General features: G+C 42.0%; 18 protein-coding genes and 1 pseudogene. 10 read left to right on the top strand and 9 right to left on the bottom strand.

What is annotated here, in order from left to right; genetic code table 11:
• Positions 1-154: 154 nt before the first annotated feature.
• Positions 155-2,068: a molecular chaperone DnaK gene (gene dnaK, locus WN50_RS11640; protein WP_046279752.1), complete on the bottom strand. Its 1,914-nt coding sequence runs from the start codon at positions 2,066-2,068 to the stop codon at positions 155-157.
• A 472-nt stretch (positions 2,069-2,540) separates the two neighbouring features.
• Between dnaK and cobU the strand changes: the two genes are divergently transcribed.
• From cobU to WN50_RS11620, 5 genes and pseudogenes are all read left to right on the top strand, one after another.
• Positions 2,541-3,104, top strand: coding sequence for a bifunctional adenosylcobinamide kinase/adenosylcobinamide-phosphate guanylyltransferase (gene cobU, locus WN50_RS11635; protein WP_046279753.1), 564 nt, complete (start codon positions 2,541-2,543; stop codon positions 3,102-3,104).
• A 5-nt stretch (positions 3,105-3,109) separates the two neighbouring features.
• Positions 3,110-3,748 (top strand): type I restriction endonuclease, encoded by a 639-nt coding sequence (locus WN50_RS11630; RefSeq protein WP_046279754.1) that lies wholly within the window; start codon positions 3,110-3,112, stop codon positions 3,746-3,748.
• Positions 3,749-3,750: 2 nt separating this feature from the next.
• Positions 3,751-4,920, top strand: a pseudogene (locus WN50_RS37515) (FAD-dependent oxidoreductase); the annotation flags it as partial.
• Entirely contained in the window at positions 4,900-6,006 is a 1,107-nt protein-coding gene (selD, locus tag WN50_RS37510; RefSeq protein ID WP_425354799.1) for a selenide, water dikinase SelD, read from the top strand. The pseudogene WN50_RS37515 and the gene selD, both read left to right, overlap by 21 nt.
• A gap of 29 nt (positions 6,007-6,035) precedes the next feature.
• Complete coding sequence (locus WN50_RS11620; RefSeq protein ID WP_072075549.1) at positions 6,036-7,031, top strand: SMP-30/gluconolactonase/LRE family protein; 996 nt, start codon at positions 6,036-6,038, stop codon at positions 7,029-7,031.
• A gap of 117 nt (positions 7,032-7,148) precedes the next feature.
• Here WN50_RS11620 and WN50_RS11615 read toward each other — a convergent pair whose 3' ends face one another.
• From WN50_RS11615 to WN50_RS11600, 4 genes are all read right to left on the bottom strand, one after another.
• Complete coding sequence (locus WN50_RS11615) at positions 7,149-8,759, bottom strand: B12-binding domain-containing radical SAM protein (protein WP_046279756.1); 1,611 nt, start codon at positions 8,757-8,759, stop codon at positions 7,149-7,151.
• A gap of 251 nt (positions 8,760-9,010) precedes the next feature.
• Entirely contained in the window at positions 9,011-10,327 is a 1,317-nt protein-coding gene (locus WN50_RS11610; RefSeq protein ID WP_046279757.1) for an aminotransferase class I/II-fold pyridoxal phosphate-dependent enzyme, read from the bottom strand.
• Positions 10,327-10,803, bottom strand: a complete 477-nt coding sequence (locus tag WN50_RS11605; RefSeq protein ID WP_046279758.1) for an acyl carrier protein — start codon at positions 10,801-10,803, stop codon at positions 10,327-10,329. Before WN50_RS11605 ends, WN50_RS11610 begins: the two co-directional genes overlap by 1 nt.
• 297 nt (positions 10,804-11,100) lie before the next feature.
• Entirely contained in the window at positions 11,101-12,870 is a 1,770-nt protein-coding gene (locus tag WN50_RS11600) for a fatty acyl-AMP ligase (protein ID WP_046279759.1), read from the bottom strand.
• Positions 12,871-13,132: 262 nt separating this feature from the next.
• Here WN50_RS11600 and WN50_RS11595 point away from each other — a divergent pair, with 262 nt between their 5' ends.
• Complete coding sequence (locus WN50_RS11595; RefSeq protein ID WP_046279760.1) at positions 13,133-14,143, top strand: Rieske 2Fe-2S domain-containing protein; 1,011 nt, start codon at positions 13,133-13,135, stop codon at positions 14,141-14,143.
• A gap of 139 nt (positions 14,144-14,282) precedes the next feature.
• Here the strand turns inward: WN50_RS11595 and WN50_RS11590 are convergent, their stop codons facing one another.
• The 3 genes from WN50_RS11590 to WN50_RS11580 all read right to left on the bottom strand — a co-directional run bounded on the left by WN50_RS11590 (position 14,283) and on the right by WN50_RS11580 (position 18,301).
• Positions 14,283-15,095 carry an aspartyl/asparaginyl beta-hydroxylase domain-containing protein gene (locus WN50_RS11590; protein WP_046279761.1) on the bottom strand — a complete coding sequence of 271 codons (813 nt, stop codon included), beginning with the start codon at positions 15,093-15,095 and terminating at the stop codon, positions 14,283-14,285.
• Positions 15,096-15,490: 395 nt separating this feature from the next.
• Positions 15,491-16,342: an aspartyl/asparaginyl beta-hydroxylase domain-containing protein gene (locus WN50_RS11585; RefSeq protein ID WP_082172420.1), complete on the bottom strand. Its 852-nt coding sequence runs from the start codon at positions 16,340-16,342 to the stop codon at positions 15,491-15,493.
• Positions 16,343-16,525: 183 nt separating this feature from the next.
• Entirely contained in the window at positions 16,526-18,301 is a 1,776-nt protein-coding gene (locus WN50_RS11580; RefSeq protein ID WP_046280274.1) for a fatty acyl-AMP ligase, read from the bottom strand.
• 473 nt (positions 18,302-18,774) lie between these two features.
• Between WN50_RS11580 and WN50_RS11575 the strand changes: the two genes are divergently transcribed.
• The 3 genes from WN50_RS11575 to WN50_RS11565 all read left to right on the top strand — a co-directional run bounded on the left by WN50_RS11575 (position 18,775) and on the right by WN50_RS11565 (position 22,547).
• Positions 18,775-20,049, top strand: a complete 1,275-nt coding sequence (locus tag WN50_RS11575; protein ID WP_046280273.1) for a glycosyltransferase — start codon at positions 18,775-18,777, stop codon at positions 20,047-20,049.
• 361 nt (positions 20,050-20,410) lie between these two features.
• Complete coding sequence (locus WN50_RS11570; protein WP_046280272.1) at positions 20,411-21,751, top strand: MFS transporter; 1,341 nt, start codon at positions 20,411-20,413, stop codon at positions 21,749-21,751.
• A gap of 370 nt (positions 21,752-22,121) precedes the next feature.
• The gene (locus WN50_RS11565; protein WP_046281622.1) at positions 22,122-22,547 is read left to right on the top strand and encodes a lysozyme inhibitor LprI family protein; all 426 of its coding nucleotides are present in this window, start codon (positions 22,122-22,124) and stop codon (positions 22,545-22,547) included.
• Here the strand turns inward: WN50_RS11565 and WN50_RS11560 are convergent.
• On the bottom strand, positions 22,544-23,419 hold the full coding sequence (locus WN50_RS11560) for an SDR family oxidoreductase (RefSeq protein WP_046281623.1): 876 nt from the start codon (positions 23,417-23,419) through the stop codon (positions 22,544-22,546). The two genes, WN50_RS11565 and WN50_RS11560, sit on opposite strands and share 4 nt — an antisense overlap.
• Positions 23,420-23,691: 272 nt before the next feature.
• On the opposite strand from WN50_RS11560, the gene WN50_RS32150 reads away from it, so the two are divergent.
• Positions 23,692-23,913, top strand: coding sequence for an FHA domain-containing protein (locus WN50_RS32150; RefSeq protein WP_200906258.1), 222 nt, complete (start codon positions 23,692-23,694; stop codon positions 23,911-23,913).
• Positions 23,914-24,152 lie beyond the last annotated feature (239 nt).

The raw sequence follows: 24,152 nt of genomic DNA, 5'->3' as shown, positions 1-24,152 counted from the left end.
CTCTGACACCCATTACTAAATTTAAAAAACCCGCCCCGCCCCCACAATATAATTAATCAACCGGGGTTTTTGGGTATGAGAGGAAAGTAATTGATAGAAAAAAAAGGTGCGTTAGGCGAAGCCAAACACACCCTACGGTTAAGAGATTGAAGGTTTATTTAGTTTCGGTGAAGTCCGCGTCAATCACATCATCAGAGGAACTACTGCTACTAGATGATGCCGAATCTCCATTATCGGGATTTGCACCTGCTGCTTCTGCACCGCCTGCTTGTTGATACAAGTTGCTGCTGACAGTATAAAGCGCCTGTTGTAAATCAGTGGTTAAGGTCTTGATTTTCTCATCGTCATCTTGAGAAATTGCTTCTCGCAAGTCCTTAATCAGCGCTTCTATTTTGGTTTTCTCATCGGCGGGAACTTTATCACCGAGTTCGCTGATTTGTTTCTCGGCTTGATAAGCTAAAGAGTCAGCTTGGTTTTTGCGGTCAATTTTTTCGCGACGTTCTCTGTCGGTAGACGCATTTTGTTCGGCTTCACGCACCATCCGTTCAACTTCGTTATCGGGTAAAGTCGAGGCGCCTGTAATACTAATCGACTGTTCTTTACCTGTTCCCTTATCTTTGGCGGTAACGTTGAGAATACCGTTAGCGTCGATATCAAATGTTACCTCAATTTGAGGCACACCACGCGGCGCGGGCGGAATTCCATCTAAACGGAAGGTTCCCAAACTCTTGTTGTCGTTGGACATTTCCCGTTCCCCTTGGAGAACATGGATTTCAACGTTAGTTTGGCCGTCAACCGCCGTCGAGAAGACTTCAGACTTCTTGGTGGGGATAGTGGTGTTACGAGGAATAATCTTAGTCATGACGCCACCGAGGGTTTCCACACCCAGAGACAAGGGCGAAACGTCCAGCAACAGAATATCTTTGACTTCGCCTGCGAGTACCCCAGCTTGAATAGCAGCGCCCACAGCAACCACTTCATCCGGGTTAACGGATTGGTTGGGGTCTTTACCCAGTACCCGTTTGACCAATTCTTGAATCGCCGGAATCCGAGTTGAACCGCCCACTAATACGATTTCGTCAATGTCGGATTTGTTCAACTTCGCGTCACGAACAGAATTCTCAACGGGAATGCGACAACGATCAATTAAGTCGGCGCAAATTTCCTCAAATTTACCTCGGGTTAACATGGTATCGAGGTGTTTGGGGCCTTCAGGGGTTGCGGTAATGAAGGGCAGGTTAATGTCCGTTTGAGTCAGGCTAGACAGTTCTTTTTTCGCTTTTTCTGCGGCTTCTGTTAAGCGTTGCAGGGCTTGCTTGTCTTTGCGGAGGTCAATTCCTTCATCCCGCATGAACTGTTCAGCTAAATAGTCTACGATTTTCTTATCGAAGTCATCCCCACCTAAATGAGTGTCTCCAGAGGTGGCTAATACTTCAAACACGCCATCGCCAACTTCTAAGATGGAAACGTCAAACGTACCACCGCCAAGGTCAAAGACTAAGATGGTTTCGTTGCTTTTCTTGTCTAAACCATAGGCTAAAGATGCAGCAGTCGGTTCGTTGATAATCCGCTTAACTTCAATACCCGCAATTTTACCCGCGTCTTTGGTGGCTTGACGTTGAGAGTCGTTAAAATAGGCCGGAACGGTAATAACTGCTTCTTTAACCTGTTCACCGAGATATTTACTGGCATCTTCAACCAGTTTACGAAGAATTTGTGCAGAAATTTCTTCGGGGGCAAACTGTTTGTTGCGGGCAGGACAATCGAGTTTAACGTTTCCGTTGCTATCGCGTAGCACTTTGTAGGAAACTTCTGTGGTTTCGTTGGCGACTTCATCGTTTCGACGTCCGATAAACCGCTTCACCGAATAGAAGGTGTTTTCCGGGTTCATTACGGCTTGACGTTTGGCGATTTGTCCAACCAGTTGGTCGCCGTTTTTTGCATAAGCTACAACAGAGGGAGTCGTGCGTAAACCTTCGGCATTAGCGATGACAGTAGGTTTACCCCCTTCCATTACAGCGACACAAGAGTTTGTGGTTCCGAGATCAATTCCAACTACTTTTCCCATAAGGGTTATTTATCTCCAATGACTACATAGAATCTGATACTGTTACCGCCCTGTTGTTTTGGGCCACAGAATACTGCACGTCAAACCTACGGGTTCGATTGAGTCGTGAGTCCGGCTTGAATACAGTTTTTAAGATAGATTGCATATTTCTATACTGTGGGCGGTTAGTCCTTTTTATGAAGGTGGGTTTACCGAACCTCTACCCGAATCGTCAAACTCAATAGGCTTGCGTTTTCAAGTGATTCTGTATTTACTACTGTAGGCACTGGAATTTTATCTCGCATTGTGGCAAACCGTATATTTGAGGTGTATTTGCCGTCAATTGTTATGGGCAATCTTGCAATAGGCAATAGGCAGAAGAAAATACTTGCCTCCTAAACTCCTATTAAATCTAGTCCTATGTGCGAGGACTTTGGTTTTCAGACAGGGATTAAAATCCCTGGTAAACTTACAGTGAGCAGTTTTTACTTCTATGATTAAACAATCTACACCTTTATCTCGATTAATTCTAGTCACTGGCCCTGCACGTTCGGGTAAAAGTGAATGGGCGGAAACGTTAGCCAAAAATTCCGGTTTATCTGTTATTTATATTGCGACTTCTCAACTCAATTCTACAGATACCGAATGGCAAAGTCGCGTTCAGAAACATAAAATCCGTCGTCCGCCTGAATGGAACACTCTGGAAGTTCCCGTTGAATTAGCCCCAACATTGCAACAGATTTCTCAACCTGATACCTGTATTTTAGTCGATTCTTTAGGAACTTGGCTTGCCAATATATTAGAACAAGACGATGAGGTTTGGCAAGATGTTTTAGAAGATTTAATTACTACTTTAACACAAACGTCAGGAGAGATTATTTTTGTCGCAGAAGAAACGGGATGGGGTGTTGTTCCCGCTTATCCCATCGGCAGAACTTTTCGCGATCGCTTAGGAATGTTGACTCGAAAAATTGGCATGATCGCAAATCCAGTCTATCTTATTATGGGCGGTCATGTTTTAAACTTAAGTCAGTTAGGTTCAGCGTTGGAATTGTAAATCTGATGACTCAAATTCAAACCATTACAGAAGTTTTTACCTGCCTCGCTGAAGTCGAAACTCGGTTGAATCTTCGCCAAAATAAAGATTTGCTGTTTTTTCCTGAATGGTATGATCAGCTTCCCTCACTCACACCTGCTGAAGAAAATTCCCTAGATCGAGTTCAAAATAGTTATCTGTATAATAGTTCAGAAGGTTCACTGACTGAAGCAACGGTTAACTTGATTGTTATTTCTCCGCTTCTTTATTTAGCAGGTTTTTGTGATCCACCATTTAAAATTCAAGCTGAGAAGACTGTTGAAGTAACAGCCGCAGATAATAATAACATCTATCGAGGTAGAATTGATGTATTAGTTCTCAAAAATCAATTTTGGTTAGGTATCATTGAATCCAAACAAACTCGTTTTTCTTTCTCTGTTGCCCTTCCTCAAATTTTAGCTTATATGATGGGAAATCCCAACTCGGAACAGCCTATCTTTGGTTTAGTCACGAATGGAGATCATTTTCTCTTTCTCAAACTGATCAAACAACCTGATGCTGAATATAGTCTATCAACCGATTTTTCTATTTATGGTTTACCGGAAAATGAACTCTATCAAGTCTTAAAAGTTATGAAACGAATTGCTGTAAATCTCAACAATTAACGATGAAATCCTCAACAGTCATTCTCAAAGATTTAGTTTTGATTGGCGGCGGACATAGCCATGCCATTGTCCTGAAAAAATTCGGTATGAACCCTATCGCTGGAGTGCGTTTAACTCTGATTACAGATGTGTCTCATACCCCCTATTCAGGAATGTTACCGGGATATGTGGCAGGTTTATATAATTTTGATGAATGTCATATTGATTTACGTCCGTTAACTCAATTTTCTCAAGCTAGAATGATCTTAGATCGGGCGATAGGTTTAGACTTAGAAAATAATCAGGTAATTTGTCAAAATCATCCGCCCATTTCCTTTGATATTTTATCGATTGATATTGGTAGTAAACCCGCGACTTTATCCGTTCCCGGTATCGCTGAAAACGCCATTCCAGTTAAACCGATTTCTAAATTTATTGATTATTGGAACACGGTTAAAAATACAGCCCTTGAAAACCCCAATCAAAAAATGCGAATTGCCGTTGTTGGCGGGGGTGCGGGTGGAGTTGAATTAATGTTTTCTATTGATGGATGTTTGTCTAAAATTTATTCTAACACTAAAAACCTCAAAAATCAACTCGAATTGCATCTCTTTCAACGGGGTGCAAAACTCTTACCGGAACGCAGTCAATGGGTGGGTAAACAGGTTGAAAAAATCCTCATAAGTCTAGGGGTTAACCTGCATTTAGAACAAACGGTAAATCAAGTAGAAGCGGCAGGAGAGGAGAAAATAATCAGTTGTGAATCGGGATTAAAAGTCACCTGTGATCGCTTGTTTTGGGTGACACAAGCTTCGGCTGCACCTTGGTTAAAAGAAGCGGGACTTGCAACAGATGAAAACGGATTTATTCAAGTTGATGATACATTGCGATCGCTTTCTCATCCTCATATTTTCGCGGCGGGAGATGTGGCGACAATGGTTAATCATCCCCGTCCAAAAGCCGGAGTTTTTGCAGTCCGTCAAGGTCAACCGTTGTTTGAAAATTTACGACGGGCGTTATTAGAAAAACCTCTCAAACCGTTTATTCCGCAAAAACAATTTCTGATTTTAATTGGGACGGGGAATGAACAAGCTATCGCCTCTCGCGGTCTAATCGGTTTAGGGCCGTATCCTTTATTATGGCAGTGGAAAGATCATATTGATCGCAAATTTATGAATCAATTCACAAACCTAGAACCGATGTCAGATAAACCTGATAAACCCGAAAAAATTCAAGTTAAAACTCCAAAAATGCGGTGTTCGGGTTGTGGTTCAAAAGTGGGACGTTCAGTTTTAGAAAATGTCTTAAATAGAATTCAATCTGAAACGCGAGAAGATGTTATAATCGGACTTAAAGACGCAGAAGATGCAGCCGTAATTCGAGTCCCACCCGAACAGGTAATGGTGCAAACCGTTGACTATTTTCGCGCCTTATTAGATGATCCGTTTATCTTTGGAAAAATAACAGCTAATCATTGTTTAAGCGATTTATTTGCAATGGGGGCGACGCCTCAAAGTGCATTAGCAATTGTGACGCTTCCCTACGCCATTTCAACCAAACAAGAAGAAACACTTTTTCATTTATTATCAGGAGTCAAAGAAGTCTTAAATTCGGCTTCCGCTTTGTTAATTGGTGGACACACAACCGAAGGCGAAGAATTAGCGTTGGGTTTAACCTGTAATGGGTTTGCTGAGGCGGATAAACTACTCAGAAAAAGCGGAATGAAACCCAACCAAGCATTAATTTTAACCAAAGCCATTGGCACCGGAACCTTATTTGCTGCGGATATGCAACTCAAAGCAAAAGGACGTTGGATAGAAACTGCAATTGAGTCTATGTTACTCTCAAACCAACAAGCCGCAGACTGTTTTAAACAGCATCAAATCACCGCTTGTACTGATATTACCGGATTTGGATTAATTGGACATTTACTCGAAATGATTCAAGCTTCAGATGTTGCTGTCCAACTCAATTTAGACGCTATTCCGATTTTAAACGGGGCGAAAGAAACCAGCCAACAGCGTATTTTTAGTTCACTCTATCCTGAAAATCATCATTTCTCCAAAAGCATTCAAAATCAACAACAAGCCAGTCAACACCCCCTTTATCCCTTATTATTTGATCCCCAAACTTCCGGCGGTTTACTCGCCTCTGTTCCCCTCGAACTAGCCAACTCTTGCTTAAATCACCTCAAAGGTTTAGGATATATTGAGAGTAGTATTATCGGTCAAGTTAAACCCGAAACTGCGGGAAAATTACCGATTACTCTCAAATTCTAACTCGATTTCTAAAGTTTATAGCACAAACAATGAAACTGCCAACTTTTAGAAACAGAATAAAAATCATAAAACCTTTGTGTCTTCCTGTCTTCGTGGTCAGTTTAATCTTATCATCAACCTCAGTATTAACCGAAAATATTCGCGCCCAGAAACCCACCTTAACTCAAGCACAAACATCTAGTAAAATTCCCAAAATTTTAGATGCCAATTCAACCTTAGAAAAAATAGCAGACGGTTTCCGATTTGTAGAAGGCCCAATTTGGCATCCCGAGGGTTTTCTATTATTTAGTGATATTCCTGAAAATACAATTTATCAATGGAAACCCAACGAACCTGTGAAAGTGTTTCGTCAACCATCAGGAAATGCTAACGGAAATACATTAGATTTACAAACCCGTTTAATCACGGCTGAACATTCAAACCGTCGTGTTTCTCGCACCGAAAAAGACGGTGAAATTGTCACTTTAGTGAGTGAATATCAAAACAAAAAACTGAACAGTCCAAACGATTTAGTGGTAAAATCAAATGGGAGTATTTATTTTACAGACCCGCCCTATGGCATCAAATCAGACCAAGAAGAATTAGGATTTTATGGCGTTTATCGGATTTCACCGGATGGAGAATTAACATTACTAATTGATGATTTTGTTCGTCCGAATGGGATTGCATTTTCACCCGATGAAACGAAACTTTATATTAATGATTCCCAGGAAAGTCATATTCGGGTATTTGACGTTAAAGCCGATGGAACCTTAACCAACGGACGGATTTTTGCCACTCAAAAACACCCCGAAAAAAAAGGAGTTCCTGATGGGATGAAAGTAGATAGTCAAGGAAATGTGTATAGTACCGGGCCAGGTGGTGTCTGGGTCTTCTCACCCTCTGGGGAGAAATTAGGCATCATAGAAACGCCAGAAACAGCCGCTAATTTAGCTTGGGGAGATACGGACTACAAAACCCTTTATATTACCGCTAGTAGCAGTCTTTATCGAATACGGTTAAATGTTCAAGGAGTTAAACAATAATTCATCCTATCAAACATTTTTTGACTTAAGAAACTCACAACAAAGACACAAAGCCATCAAGAAAATCTCTCTTCGTGTCTTCGTGTCTTTGTGTTTTTCCTTTACTAATAAACGAAACTAAGCAACAATTTCTTGAACTTGTTTTTCTTTAGCTTCTTTAGCTTCTTTAGCTTCTTGAGCTTCCATTGCTGCTTTTTCCTTCAAATATTCAGCCAATTGTAATTCAATTTGATCGCGAACAATTTTGCGATAGACATGGAAATGTTCTAAATGACCACAAAGAGAAATATAGCGGTCAAAAAGTGCAGGATTCTTCCTGAGAATATCCACCAAATAAATCCAAAACGTCCAACGAGTTTTCCGAAGAACACCTTGACGGAAACATATAGTTAATAACGCTCTTAATGTAACCCAATCCGTTAACTTACGGCGAGTAACAGGATTTCGCGGTTTACCAACTTTAAGGAAGTAACGATGAACCCGATCTAAATAGGTTTGAGGGTCATAAAGATACCAGAAACCCTCCACATATTCACGGGCAATTTCTTCAATCGGACGAGTGGGAACAAAGTTCATTAACGTGGTTTGGTTAACATTTCCACTGGCATTCAGTAGCCGTCCCTCCTTTTCTAAACGATGCCATAAAGCAGTATTTGGGAGCGCTTGCAACATACTAAACATTGCCATCGGAATTCCAGTTTTCTCTACAAACTGAACAATCCGCTCACCTGCTCCGCTTTTTTCCTGATCAAAACCAATAATAAACCCAGCCATCACGTCCAAGCCTGTTCGGGAAATTTTCTCAACAGATTCACTGAGAGAGTCGCGAGTATTTTGAAACTTTTTGGTGAGGGTTAAACTCGCTTCATCGGGTGTTTCAATCCCCATAAAGACAGAGTAGAAATTCGCCTCAACCATCAACTCCATTAATTCCTGATCGTTGGCTAAATCAATCGAAGCTTCTGTAAAGAATCGGAAGGGATAGTCATTTTCATGCTGCCAAACCTTCAAATCTTTCAACAACAACTTAACATTCCGTTTGTTGCCGATAAAATTATCATCAACTAAGAAAACAGCCCGTCGGAAGCCTAATTCTTTGAGACGGTCGAGTTCAGCAATCAGTTGAGCAGGTGTTTTTGTGCGCGGTTTGCGACCATAGAGGACAATAATATCGCAAAATTCGCATTGAAAAGGACAACCGCGAGAATACTGAATGGCGATCGTTTCATAGACCTCTCTTTCGAGGAGATCAAAGCGAGGGATGGGCGTTTTAGTAATATCTGCTTTTTCACCATTGGCAGTAAAAACCCCAGTTTTTTCCCCTCGTTCTAAGGCTTCTACAAACATCGGTAAGGTGATTTCGCCTTCGTCTAAAACCAAGTAATCTGCACCTGCTTCTTGAACTTCGTGGGGTAAAGAAGTCGAATAAGGGCCACCAACTGCCACAGGTTTACCGCGCCGTTTCGCTTCTTTAATTTGATCAATCAAGTCCTCTTTTTGAACAATCATCGCCGACAGAATGACAATTTCTGCCCAGTCCCATTCGGCTTCTGTTACGTCTCGAACATTCCGGTCAACGAGTTTAAATTCCCAATCTTGAGGTAAAATCGCTGCAACTGTAATTAACCCCAAAGGGGGTAATAATGCTTTGCGTTTAATCAAAGCTAATGTTCTTTCAAATGACCAAAAACTGGGTGGAAAAAGAGGATATAAAAGTAAAGCTCGCATGATGAATCTACTTCGTGTTGTAATGAACAGTTAACGCCAAAACTCTTTATAACGCACAATAACAGGTATGATGAGATCACCTGAAAATCTTGAGAGTGAAGAACTATTGAGTTTAGGCTACAAAATTGGACAAATCCCTCTAAATGAATGACAAAGACCTGCTTATAAAGCATAACAGGAATTCTCAGAATTGACTGGGAAGAGGTTAGCTTTTCATCAAGAATTACTAACCCCTATTTTCTCATGCCTCCCTAGTGCATTTTCTCGACTTCTTCTGCAAGAATCTCAACCGTCGAGCGAATTTGCTCCTCGGTGTGATTGCAGGTAATGAAAAAGCGTAGACGAGCGCCATTATGAGGAACAGAGGGATAAATCATAAACGGTACATTAATCCCGCGTTTAAACAAATTTTGGGACAGTTGCACGGATTTGAGGGAATCACCGACAATAATCGGAATCACGGGAGAATCCAGACTGGTTCCGGTGTTGAGGCCCTTTTGTTTCGCCAACTCCAAGAACAACTTAGATCGCTCATGCAGTCGGGTGACTCGTTGAGGTTCAGCTTTCAACACCTGAATCGCGGCCAACACCGAAGCGGCATTTGGGGGAGAAATTCCCACGCTAAACACAAAACCGGGCGCGGTATACTTGAGATATTCAACCACAGCTTGACCCCCAGCAATATAGCCGCCACAACTGGCAAAAGACTTGCTGAGGGTTCCCATCCACAAATCCACATCCGCCGCATCCACATCGAAATATTCTCGAATGCCGCGACCGTTGGCCCCCAAAACCCCAATTGAGTGAGCCTCATCAACCATGAGGAAGGCCTTATAACGCTTTTTAATCTCAATAAATGCGGGGAGATAGGGGATATCACCATCTGTACTGTAAACCCCCTCAACGATAATCAAAACCCGCTTGTAACGATGACGACGTTCTTGGAGAACCCGATCCACCGCTTCCCAGTCATTATGAGGAAAAGCAACGGCCGTTGCCCCTGAGAGCAAACAGCCTTGCAACAGACTATTGTGACTCAGACAATCATGGACAATCAGATCATTTTGTCCGAATAAATGACCCACTGTTGTAACATTGGTAGCATGACCCCCAACAAACACAACACTATCTTCAGCCCCAATAAAATCAGCAATTGCCCGTTCAAGCTGGCGATGTAGGGGTTTTTCCCCCGAAACCAAGCGACTGGCAGATACCGAAGTCCCGTAGTGATCAATGGCATCTTTAGCGGCTTGGGACACAATCGGATCACCGGACATTCCGATGTAATTGTAGGTAGCATAGTTGATCAGTTCTCGGCCCGCGACAATCGTCGTATTGCTGTTTAAGGCTTCTTGGGGGGTGAAGAACGGATTATTAATCCCCAGGGCGGCAATTTCCTGCTGTTGCTGCTTGAGCTTGCGATACTCCGGATAATGTTCAAAACGGTAGTATTCTAGAGGGATTTCGGGAGGCGTTGCTAATTTTGCCTTCTGACGCAGTAACTCGGCCAACAGTGATCGCTTTTCGGTGGGGCTAAGATGGGCAATTCCTTGTGATGTGTTGGTCATTAATGACTTTCCTCTTCTGACAGCATCGAATTTAACAGGTCATCCACCTCTTGATCGGACATTTGATCCAGTCGTTCTAACAGTTCCTCAGCTTTTTCGGGCGGAATGGGGTTTCTCTGAGGTTTAATGCTGGCATCGCGTGAAGTGTCCTCAGCCAAATATTCTGATAATGTTGCAATATTGGGATAGTCCCAAAGAATGGTGGGGGGCAGCCTTCGCCCCAGAATATTTTCCAAATCTCCAGACAGGTTAACCGCCTCGATGGAGTTCAGACCATAATTGGCAAAATCCTCATTGAGATCAATTTCGTCGATTTCAAGTCCCAGTCGCTCGGCCAGTTGAGCGATCAACCATACTTGAATTGCCTGAGCATCCTGAGATAATGCAGGGGAGTCCACAGGAGATTGCGGATTGAGCTTCATCCCAGTTGGCTCTGGAGCCGTTTTTCCATTCAAAGACTCGTTTAACAGTTGCATGATTCACTCCTCTATCACGCTAAAAATTTAGCATCACTCCAGTTTAGGGGGTAGCCCTGGGAAATTTGCCCTGTGTCTCCCCAATATTGATCCGTTCTCAATTCTAATGTTCGATTTGGGCAAGACATGATGGTTATTTTGCCATGAGACCCATAAAAGTAGAAAGATCGACTGAAAAATCTCTAGATTTCCCATAGACGCAAAATAGAGATAGCCTATGTTTTCGGTCTGAAGGCGTCCTCTTCCGGACAAAATTCCCCCTCTTGTCAAAATAACTTCACACCAAGACTTTTCAGCTTAATCCTCAATCCGGTTGAGGGTCTGATCCAGAAAACGAGATCGACAGATATGGCGTTGAATTTTACCACTGGAAGTCTTAGGAATTCCGCCGACTTTGAGCAACACCGTGTCATACACCTGTAAATCATGGTGTTGTGACACAGCACGTCGGATCGACTGGCACACCGCTTTGACTTTTGATGATTGTGCTGTCCCATTACCCGAGTGGGTTTGTACCCCAGAACCTTCTCGATAGTGGCGTTCGACTTCAGCCAGAATCACCAGGCGTTCTTCTCCGTCTACCTCCACTGAAAAGCTCGCTGAACAGTTGGGTCGTATGAGGGGATGACTTTGTTCCACTGTGCGTTCAATATCTTGGGGATAATAATTGCGACCGTTAATGATAATTACATCTTTAAGTCGTCCAGTGACAAATAATTCACCATTGGCTAAAAACCCTAAATCTCCCGTTCGTAAAAACGGCCCATCTGGGGAACCTGCAAGATCACCCTTAAAGATTTGTTGAGTTTCTTCTACTTTCCCCCAATATCCTTGAGCAATACTTGGCCCTAATACCCAAATTTCACCCACTTGATTGTCCCCACACACCTCTAACGTCTGAGGATCAACAATCACAATTTTTTGATCACTCAGGCTTTGACCGCAGCCCACCACCGTTCGACGGTTGTCGGGTGTAACAAAATCATAAATCACCTGATTTTGTTCTAAGGCTTTGGCTTGAACGCTTTTGAAAACAGGTTGAGCCGTTTTTTCTCCACCACTGACAATTAAAGTCGCTTCGGCAAGACCATAACAAGGATAAAACGCCTCTCGTCGAAACCCCTTGGGTGCAAACGCCTCAGTAAAGCGTTCGATCACTTCATAGTAAATCGGTTCAGCCCCATTAAACGCTAATTCCCAACTGCTTAAATCTAGATGTTCTCGCTGCCCTTGGGGAATCTTTCGCACACACAAATCATAGGCAAAATTCGGGCCGCCACTGGTTGTTGCCCGATAACGAGAAATCGCTTCTAGCCACCGCAGGGGACGTTGTAAAAACATTAACGGCGACATCAACACCACCGGAAACCCCCCATAAAGCGGCTGCAATACCCCCCCAATTAAACCCATGTCGTGATAGGGAGGCAGCCAAATCACTCCCTGACTCTGGGGAGAATGGGCAAAACAGTGATGAATAGCTGATAAATTGTGTAATAAGTTCCCATGAGCGATCATTACCCCTTTTGGCGCGGCTGTCGAACCCGAGGTATATTGCAAAAAAGCGATCGTGTCACGGGTTAAAACAGGCTCTTGCCAGTCCATAGCTAGAGTTTCAGCCAGGGTATCTGTAGCGATCCAATGCAGAGTTTGAAGCTGCGGAACTTGGTCGAACTGTCGCCGCATTAAAGATAAAATTGGCTGGCAAGTTAGAGCAACAGTTGCTTCGGCATCGGCTAAGATGGCCTCAATACGATCAAGGGAACGGTTGGGTCGAGGCGGATAAGCGGGAACCGCGACCACTCCTGCATATAAACAGCCAAAAAAGGCACTAATGTAATCTAAACCCGGTTGGTACAGCAGCAACGCCCGTTCTCCGGGTTGACAGATTGATTGTAAATGAGCGGCAATCGCCTTAGACTGTCGATCTAGAGCTTGATAAGTTAGACTAACTTCGAGAGTTTCACCGTCTACCAAAAATCTGTAGGCGATTTGCTCAGGCTGTTGGCTGGCTCGGTGACGCAGGAGGTCAACAAGGGTGTTAATTTCAGGATGATCTGAACCATTCATTCAGAAGCCGTAATTTGATTAATTATTAAGGATACAGAGTTTCTCGACCGTCGTCAGCATTATAGATCAGTTGTCTATCCATTCTGGGCGCTGCTCTGCCGCCATCTTCTATTCTAGGCGGAATTGTTGTCCAAACCGATGGAAACATTCTCTATCAAAATGCTGTAATTTATCGATAGCGTTCTTTTACCCCTTGACTGCCAATCTCAGCTTTTTGGTGCAAAATTCTAGATACCATAGGGCTATTCAACTCACAACTCCAATGAACTCAAGCCATTTTTCTTCTGTTTTCCCCAATAGTTGGTTTCGCATCGCCACCAGTGATGAACTTCCCCCCAAGGGGGTATTACCGTTACACTACTTTGGTCGGGATTTTGTCTTATTCCGGGCTGAAGGTGGTACTCCCCATTTACTCGACGCCCATTGTCCCCATTTGGGCGCTCATCTGGGGTACGGGGGGACGGTTGAGGGAGACACCATTCGCTGTCCGTTTCACGGTTGGCAATGGAATTGTCAGGGGGATTGTGTCAAAATTCCCTACACGAATAAATCTCCCCAAACTCAAATTCAAAGCTGGCCCGTGCGAGAATTGAATGGTTTGATTTTCATGTATTATCACCCTCAAGCTCAACAACCCAGTTGGGAAATTCCGAAAGTTCCTGAATGCTATTCTAAAGATTGGACTCCTTTGCGTTCAGTTCAGCGTTGGAAAGTGAAAACTGACCTGATTCAATACTTAGAAAATAGTGTTGATGTTTCTCATCTCTCCAGTTTACACCGCCAAACGTTTGATGATGCCATTAGTGATGGCGTTGAAATTGACGGCCCGACTTTAACCCATCGGATTACTCAAAAGTATAATCTCTCAGCTATGTTAGTCGGTAAATTAGTCGGAGAAGCCAATGGTTCGGTGACAACGACTTATTACGGGCCGGGATATGATGTTAGTTATTATTGGACAAAAGGATTAATTCAGTTTGGATTATTTACGATTTTTACGGGAACTCCCATTGATGAAGAGTATTTAGATGTTCAGATTTTTTCTTGTGTTAAAAAGGTTCTTCCCCCTCCTCTTAACTTAATACTCGCCGCTTTTGTTAAGCAAGATGTAGAAATGACGTTTAAGCAAGATATTGATATTTTAGAACACAGGATTTCCCCAACTCATCCGATTCTGTTTGAAGAAGATGGGCCGATTAAACCGAGTGTGCGTTGGGCGAGTCAGTTTTATTCTTCTGAAAAGAGCGATCAAAATCTTGCCGTTAAAAATTAACATTTAACCCCCACCAACCTCTCAAATCCCCCCTAGCCCCCCTTAAAAAAGGGGGTTGAGAGAAGACTATTTGGTTCCCTCGCCTTGTAGGAGAGGGTTAGGGAGAGGTCGAGAGGAGAGGGTTAGGGAAAGGTTGAACCTATTTAGAAGTCAAAACTTTCTCAGGTTGCTTTCGTTTAGCTTTCTGAGACATAACTTGTTCTAAGCGTTCATCCCAATATTTTTGATTGCGGTTGGCATCTTGAACAAAGGGAGTCATCGCAATAATATTGATGACTAACTGATTAACAAGATTCATCGGGAAACCTAAAGGTCGAACAAAATCAATAAATAAAACTACCCGCATCTCATCCGTTTCATTCCAAGCTTCATGGGGAAAAGCATCATCAAAAATCATGCACTTTCCTTCTTCCCAATGACGCACCTCATTTTCAACTCGAATGCGACATTTTTCTCTAGGTTCAGGAATTTTTAACCCCAATAAGCACCGAATAAACCCTTTGTAAGTGCCACGATGTTCGGGAATATGTTTACTAGGAAGTAAAATTGAAAAAAAAGCGGTTTTTACACCCGGAATTTGTTCTAATATTCGGGCTGTTTCCGGGCAGAGTTTACAATTGTTCTCTGCTTTCATTCCATAACCATACAGAAAATACGTTTTCCACATATCATCTGTACTGGTTCGGTAAATTTGATCGGGTGAAATATCTTGAAAATTCGGTAAGTGATCTCGATATTGTAAGATTTCATCGAGTTCTTTCCGAATGATTTCCCAATTGGCTTCGAGTTGAGGCACCCAGTTAAATTGTTCCCGTTCAAAGAAGGGTTTATTACCAATTAAAGAATATCGCGGAATGATATTCTCAAACTTCCAAAGCAGATTCGCGCCAATACCGTGTATAACGAGCCATCTGAGCCTCTCTTTTAAGAGAGATAAAGAGATTTTCTTCATTAACCTTACGTCTCCTCACACTAATTAAGTTAGGGTTCCATGATTGAATTGTTGTAATCACACCAATAAAATATTATCATAGGTTTTTAGTTTAGGTAAATTAGTTTTAATAAAAATTTAATATATTTACTGAGTCATTTGTGCATCAGGCTTTATTGATCCGGTAAAGTCAGGGTTTTGAGATATGTTTGAATGTCCTCAGTCTTTAATTAAACTCATAACAATTATGAGATAAAGAGGAAAAACCACAAAGATACAAAGACACGAAGATTTGCTTTTGTGTTGAACTGCTATAAACTTTTGTTGTATTATATTTCAATAGGTTGACTAAAAAACCCAGTCTCTTTGAGAAACTAGGTTAATCTGTCAGTCCTTTGATACAAACAAATCTGAGTCTATTTTGAGGATAAAACTTGTTGATCTTGTTCTTCCTCTTTGGCTTTCTGAGTAAACACTTCTTCTAATCGTTTATCCCAGTATTGTTGATTGACTTTAGCATCTTTAATTAAGGGAGAAATTGCAATCGCCTGAATTAACAGTTGATTGATAATATTCAACGGAAAACGTAAGGGTCTAACAAAATCAATAAATAAAACGACACGAGTTTCATTGGTTTCATTCCAAGCTTCGTGGCGAAAAGAATCATCAAATAACATACATTTTCCTTCTTCCCAGTGGCGCACTTCATTATCCACTCGGATGCGACAAAGTTCTTTGGGTTCTGGAACTTTCAACCCCAACAAACACCGGGTTAATCCTTTGTAGGGTCCCCGATGATCAGGAAGATGTTTTCCGGGTAAAAAGATCGAAAAGAATGCTGTTTTTAAACCGGGAACTTTTTCTAAAGCCGCTATGGTTTCTGGACAACGATCACAGTTTTTTTCTATCTTATTTCCATAGCCAAATAGAAAATAGGTTCTCCAATCGTTATCAGCACTAATTTGTGCATTCTGATAGGGTAAAATTTCGTGGAAACAGGGTAATTCATCCCGATATTTCAAGACTTCATACATTTCTTCACGAATTGCTTCCCATTGTGCTTCTAGTTCAGGAACCCAGTCAAACTGTTCTCGTTCAAAAAAAGGATTACTACCAATTAAAGAATATTTAGGAATGAGTTTTTCAATAGTCCAGAGTAAATTTGCTCCCACTTTAAGAATCAAAAACTCCATCACTCTTTTTCTATTTTTTTGCCAAAATTTGGAGGGTTCTGACTCTTGACTGATTTCGTTTGAGCTGGGGTTCATCCTGAAAATTTTCCTTGTTCTAATAATGACTTATAAATCATAACACTATCCTGTATATCTTGTGTGATTTTTTATAAATTTATACAGTCAAAAAATATCTAAATTCAAACATCATTTTTACAGATTTATTATGAGAAATCCTTAAGGTTTCCTATATTAAAAACGAGATGATACACCCTAAAATTAAATGCGATTTGCTAAATCCTGCAAACTACTTTCTTCAGCGTTTTGCATCCATTCACCGACAACCGCCAACTCTCCATTTAAAAATTGCTGACGACAGGTGCGACGTTGAATTTTACCACTGCTTGTTTTAGGAAGACTCGCGGTTTTTAATAACACAATCCCATAAACTTCTACAGTATGCTGTTCTGCGATCGCTTGACGAATTGCCGTTACAATTTCTTCAACATTCAACGACTTTAAATAACGCCGTTCCACTTCATAGGCTATCACCAGACATTCTTCTTCATTCACCTCAATAGAAAAGGCCGCCCCACAGCCTTTTCTTAACGCCGGATGACTATTTTCTGCCGTTTGTTCCAGGTCTTGGGGATAACGATTTCGACCCCAAAGAATCATCATTTCTTTGATGCGACCCGTAATAAAAAGTTCCCCCTCTTGCAAAAATCCTAAATCTCCCGTCCGTAAAAACGGCCCTTTTTCGCCCAAAAACCCTCTAAACATCTGTTCCGTTTCTTCCGGTTGGTTCCAATATCCTAAACCAATTCCCGACCCTTTTACCCAAATTTCACCCACTTCAGCCTGACTACAAGCCGTCAACGTTTGAGGATTTACAATGATCACTTCATCGCCTAAATTGGGTTGACCACAGCCAACAATCGGGCGAGAATTAGGATGTTCTGGAGTCACTTCGATAACGCGATTTTCTTCTAATTCTTTCGCTTCGATATATTTAATAATCGGCGGTTCACTTCTGCGTCCTCCCGTAATAAATAACGTCGTTTCCGCCATTCCATAACAAGGATAAAACGCTTCTCGACGAAAACCACAATCTGCAAAAATTTGAGAGAATTGTTCTATCGTATGGGCGCGAACAGGTTCAGCCCCAGAAAAAGCAACTTCCCAATGACTTAAATCTAGGGTTTCTAACTGTTCGGGTTGAATTTGACGACACAATAAATCATAGGCAAAATTCGGCCCCCCGCTTGTTGTGGCTTGATACCGAGAAATCGCATTTAACCAGTTAATGGGCTTTTGAATTAACGAAACAGGCGACATCAATGTTACCGGAAATCCGCCATAAAGCGGTTGAATTACACCGCCAATTAATCCCATATCATGGAATAATGGCAACCACATCACGCCGCGACTTTGGGAAGAATGTTCAAACCCTTGATAAATTAAAGCGGAATTGTGCATCACGTGGCGATGCGTTACCATCACACCTTTGGGGGTTCCCGTTGAACCGGAGGTATATTGCAAGAAGGCTAAGTCATCGGGAGTGAGTTGGGGTTCTATCCAGTCAGAAGCGGGAGACTGGGGTAAAATATCGGTAGCAATACAGGGAAACTGATTAAAAAGATGTTGAAATTCTGGGTATTGGCGGCTTTGCTGTTTGAGATGGGATAATAGCCCTTGAGTCGTTAAGATCACAATAGACTCAGAAGACTGAAGGCGATGATAGATTTTCGCTAAATCTTTCGCGGAATGAGGGGGGTTATTGGTGACAGCGACAAACCCTGCATAGAGACAGCCAAAAAACGCGGCAATAAATTCAAGTCCATCGGTGTAGGGATAAATAACGAGCGCTCGTGAACCGGGTTTTCCGATAGACTGAAGATGAGAGGCGATCGCTTGGGCAAGTTGATCGAGTTGTGCGTAGGTGAGAGATCCAGACTCCGTTTCACCATCGGGTAAAAAGGTATAAGCTATTTGGTTGGGTAAGCGTTGCGCCCTCTCCCGCAGCAGGCTAACGAGCGTTAAATCGTAATTCATCGACTGTGGTAGACCATCCGTACTAGATTTTTTCCTCAAGTCCGTTTTCCCGTACCGTTAAACCGACTTTGATTATAGGTTTTCTGTTAAATTAACGCACATTCCCGATAATTTTTCAAATTTCTGGGATGATCTCCTGTAGGTTGGGTTGAAGAATGAAATTCGTTACCCCTGATGATCTTGTATGTGTTGGGTTTCGTTACCCCTGATGATCTTGTATGTGTTGGGTTTCGTTACCCCTGATGATCTTGTATGTGTTGGGTTTCGTTACCTCAACCCAACCTACTGTTGAAAAGCGGTGATTATTGAGTGCGATCGCTTGTCTGTGAAGTCTCAAACCCGACATCCACCGAAGATTTATTTGTTCCTCAAGCCAACCTAAATGGGAATCATTGCATAAGCGATGCCATCTCTGTGATATATCCAATTAGAGTCAAATAAATCTCGGATTTGAAAAATATGTACATGAATCCATGAAAATTGCAATTCTTACCTCGGGTTTCCCCCCGGTTTTAGATGGCGTCAGCGTTAGTGGACTGTATCGAGTTCAAAAGCTGAGTCAATGGGGACATGAAGTTTTAGTGTGTTATCCCGATTATAGTCCTCTGGCGAATCTTTATCCGAATTGGCGGGATTATGTCGGTGATATTCTTCCGGGTGTGCGGGTTATCGGGTTAGAAAGTACGCCGATGTTTGGAGTTGATTTTGAACGAAATGTCAGTTGGAAATCTTATCCGACAGTGGTTCGAGAGTTGGAGAACTTTCAACCGGATGTGATTCATGTTGATGAACCGGAACGTTTATTTTTTGGTTTCTTTCGTCTGGCGGGAATTCACTATGCTAAAAAGGTTGGGATTCCTTGTGTAAGTTTTTTTAGAACGAATTTTATTGAATATGCTGAGGATTTTTTGCCCGCACCGCCTGTTCTAATTCCGATGATTCAAGGGATTGTCAGTCGAATTTTTGCCAAGATTTATAATGCTTATGATCTGACTTTGGTTTCCAGCAAAATTACGGCAGAAAAGTTGCTAAAAATGGGGATTAAAAATCTTAAATATGCGAATTTATTGGGGTTTGATGCGAGTCAGTTTAACCCTAATTTGCGTCAAGAGAGGTTTTTTGAACAGCATTATGGACTGACAGATATTGATCGCAAAGTGAAGTTAATTTTCTTAGGGCGTCTCACTCCCGATAAGGGTTGGGCGTTTACCTTGAGAACGTTTGAACGATTAGTTAAAATGGTAGATCCGGATCAATTTGCTGTTTTAATTGTCGGGGACGGACCAATGCGATCGCAGATTGAACAAGAATTAAGTTTATTAATTCCAAGTGTCCAGTTGTTGGGTCGAGTGTCGCCCTCAGATGTTCCTGCATTACTAGCTAATAGTGATGTACACGTCACTGCTTCGGAAAAAGAAACCCGAGGGTTAACCGTCTTAGAAGCCTTTGCAGCCGGAATTCCAGTGATCGCGCCCCGTGCGGGAGGTGTCGTTGAAAATATCCAAGACGGTGAAAATGGATGCTTATATACCCCTCAAGACGGTGAAGATTTTGCCCAAAAATTAAAGCTGTTAATTGAGAATGGAGAGTTGCGAAAAAAAATGGGTTTAAAGGGTTTGCGCTGTGTTGCAGATTACAGTTGGGATGAAACCGTGAAGAATTTAGTAGGGATTTGGGAGGCTCAAATCACGCTGAAAAAGCCAACTCAGCCGACTGCATCTCATCTGAAAATTAATCAAACTTCATAGACTTAGGATCTAAAATAGCATTAAGGGGGTGAGCAGTGGATTTTTGCTGAATAACCGTTGCACAAATCTGAAGTAAATTAGAGTAATCTAACAATCACTTAACCCTAGAAGTGCTGAGTATGTGACAGTTTCAGAATCTGCACCCCCAAACTGTAAACTTTCAAACAATATTGAGAAGTTTCCGGGAATATTCCCGCTTTTAGCGAAAACGACAGCAACACAATCAAAAGACAATAGGGTGTTTTTTCACTCTAGACAATTGTCAATGGCACAATGAACAACAATCATTGACAACCCTTGTAAATTGCGGGTCAATTTTTCTTAAGTTCATCTGTAGCAGACACAACCGATCGCAAAGCCTATGCAGACATTTTTTATTATCTGGTTGGGGCAAGTTGTTTCCGTCTTGGGAACCTATATTACAGATTTTGCCCTGGGTGTATGGGTCTACCAACAGACAGGTTCCATCACCCAATTTGCCATGACTATTGTGTTCATGCACCTACCCAACTTGATGGTTTCAGCCTTTGCTGGAGTGTTGGTAGATCGCTGGAACCGAAAATGGATAATGCTTGCCAGTGACTTCTCGAAAAGCGTCATGGCGGTTATTCTGATAGTCCTGGCTACCTCAAATCAGCTTGAGGTTTGGCATATCTATATTGCCGTTTCGTTAGGTTCATTTTGTACCGGGTTTCAATGGCCTGCATATACGGCAGCGATCGCCCAACTGGTACCGAAGCAAAACCTCAGTCGGGCGAATGGGATGGTACAAATTTCCCGTGCGGTGGCGCGGATTCTTGGCCCAACCATTGCCGGATTTTTAGTTCAAAGCATTGGTATTCGGGGTGTCTTGTTGCTGAACTTCTGCACCTTCAGCGTTTCAATTATTAGCCTGTTAGCGGTGCATTTCCCCGATGTACAAGCTTCAATTGAAACTCGGGTTAAAACTTCCGTTCAAAGTGTTGCTGAAAAAACGGCTTCTCTGGCTTTAGTTTGGGATGAGGTTACTTCCGGTTGGAATTATGTCGCCGAAAGACCCGGTTTATATCGGTTAATTCTATTTACAGGCGTCATTTATCTCACCGAAGGCGTGGTTCAGGTGGTATTCTGGCCGTTGGTTTTGAGTTTCGGTTCAAGTTCAGAACTCGGAATTGTCCTTTCAATTAGTGGCTGTGGAATGCTGTTTGGCAGTATTGCTGTCAGTGCTTGGGGAGGACGACTCGGACGGCGAGTTTACGGGATTTTAGTGTTTGTTGGCTTGCAGGGTTTGTGTCTGTGTTTAGGTGGCTTTAAGGCGTCTATAGTGGTTGCTGCGATTGGCGGTTTTGGTTACTTATTTGCTCAACCGATTATTATTAGTTCTAGTCAAACGATTTGGCAATGTAAAATCCCGATTAATTTGCAAGGACGGATTTTTGCTCTCCAAAGCTTGATTGAACGTTCTGCGATGATTTCAACTCAATTAACAATTGGGCCGTTAGTGGATCGTTTATTTGAACCGATGATGGCTGAAAATGGTTTACTTGCTGATAGTGTTGGGAAAATGATTGGTGTTGGGCCAGGACGTGGAATTGCCCTGTTGTTGATTCTACTCGGTATGGTGAATATTGGGGCTTCTATTGTTGCTTATCGCACGCCTCGTCTGCGTCGGGTTGAAAAAGAACTTCCTGATGCGATCGCTTCTAATGTTGTATCGGGATAGTAGGGGCGGGTTCCGACCTTATTTAGATTTTCCCACAAATAACTCACATAAACCCAGCGTAGAGGCGGGTTCTGTCAAAATTTATAGTGCCGTTGGGATAGATCCCAAACACCCGGTTTCTCAATAGAAATCGGGTTTTTAATCTATAGCAGAGAAAGAGTTGATTAGGACACTGTTTTTCTGTCAAATCCTTTTATGATAAAGGTTTCAATTCTGTCTCCTGTCTCCTGTCTCCTGATTTCTGCTATAACAAACAATCTAACTCAAATTTTTAACAATAATTTCCCGGATTGAAATTTCAATATTGAGTAATTTTGAGTAAGGCAATACTACTTCTACACCTTTGAATAACCAGGTTAAACAGAAAAATATGTTAAAAACATTAACCACAGTTTCCCTTAGTGTAATGATTACCCTCTCGGGATTTTCTACTTTGATGTCGAGCAGTTTAGCTGAACCTGTTCAAATTGCTCAAGCGGTGCAATGTCGCGAAGATGGCTCGACAATCGAAATGAGAAAATGCGCCCAAGATAAATATGCTAAAATTGATAAAGAACTGAATCAAGTTTACCAAAAGTTGATGACGAATCTCAGCAATCAAAGTCAACGCAAACAACGCTTGATTTCTGCTCAACGGTCTTGGATTCAGTTTCGAGATAAAAGCTGTAGTTATGAAGCCAGTGAAGCTCTAGGAGGAAGCGCAGAAGGGCTGTTATTAACCAACTGTTTAACACGAGTTACTGCTCAACGGACTTCTGAATTAAAACAGTATTTATCGAGTCTCAGCCAACGTTAAACTTCACCTTTTAAAGCTTCTAATTCTTCCCGAATCGATAAGGGTTTATAGCCTAATTCAAAGGCTTTAGAACTATCGAGAGATACATCAGGCGGACGAGAAGCAGGCATTTGTACATCTTGTTGTAAACAGGGTTTAATCTTTTCAACGGGAAGTTCTTGAACTTCTGCTAGGACTCGCCCAAAATCATAACGAGACAGTCTCTCTTTTCCGCCTAGATGTAAGATTCCTGTTGATTTTTCAACGGCTAATAATAATCCTTTTGCAGCAGTCGTTCCACTCACAGAGGTTCGATATTCGTCGGTAAACAGTTGCAGTTCTTTGTCTGCTTTTAACGTCTGAATAAATCCCTGAATAAAACTTCCCGCATGGGGTGAAGCTTTTCCAAACATTAACGGCATTCGACAAACAGCAATTTGAGGATTCCGTTCTAATATACCTTGTTCTGCTTCTACTTTTTGTTCACCATAAACACTAATCGGAGAAACGGGATCTGTTTCTTTGTAAGGCGGGTTTAAACCGTCAAAAACTAAGTCCGTTGAAGTGAACGCACAAGCAATAGAATAATCAGCAGATAATCCGGCAAGATTCACCGATGCCCTCACATTAATCGGATAAGTTTCCTCGGGATGAAGTTGGCAATAATTGGGTTTAGATTGGGCGGCAGTGTGAATAATAGCGGTAGGTTTTATTTCCTCAATGATAGATTTTAAAGCGTCAAAGTCTGTTAAGTCAAGTTGAAGGGTTTTGACACCCGGAATTGTTACCGATTTTGAACGGTAAGTCCCGTAAACTTCCCATTGAGAGGCAGCCACCTGACAAATATTCCAACCGAGAAAACCGCTTGCGCCTGTTACCAATAATTTATTCATTTAAACTTTAGTTAACTGATTTTATTCGTTAGTTTATCAAAAAAAGGGCAAGTTGGGGTGATCGGTTAAAATACCTGAGAACTTTTGGGAAATCGGGGATTTGGCTTAAACCCTGAATAACGTCTTGGCATTTAACGAATCCTATGGATAGAATTGAAACAGAATCAACAGAAGCAAATATCAGGTCAAACCCTCGTCAAACCAGAGGATTGATCGACCTATTGTATTAAGTATTTTTAATTGAGTAAACTTTATTAAATTTAGAAAGTCCTGTGAACGAACTCACCTTAAAATGGATAGAAGCCAATCAACTGCACATCCAAACGTTTAAAGAGGAACAACCCAGTAAATATCCCGGTAGGATTCGCATTGGACGAGATCCTCATCGCTGTGATGTCGTTTTATCTCATCCTACCGTTTCCGGGTTACCAAAAATTGCCGCACACGCCCCTACCTTCAGGTATGGGGATATAAGGCTCTTTCTAATGCTATAATAACTCTACTGGCAGGGTATTCAACCAGTTGAAAAACCCAGCATCTAATCGATGCAATTAACCTTGAAAACTTAAGGTATGGGGTTCTTGCAAGAAATGCTTTGGCCATATAAAACCTTAAAGCACCAAGTACAGAGAACAAAGCATTTTTTTCTCAAGTACGGTAGGGCATACCGAAACTATCTCTGAAATGGGATGAACGACTGGGGAGACTCACCCCTCAAAGAGTAGGTTAGGAA

It is taken from the genome of Limnoraphis robusta CS-951 (assembly GCF_000972705.2).
This window is presented reverse-complemented; position numbering and strand designations above follow the sequence as displayed.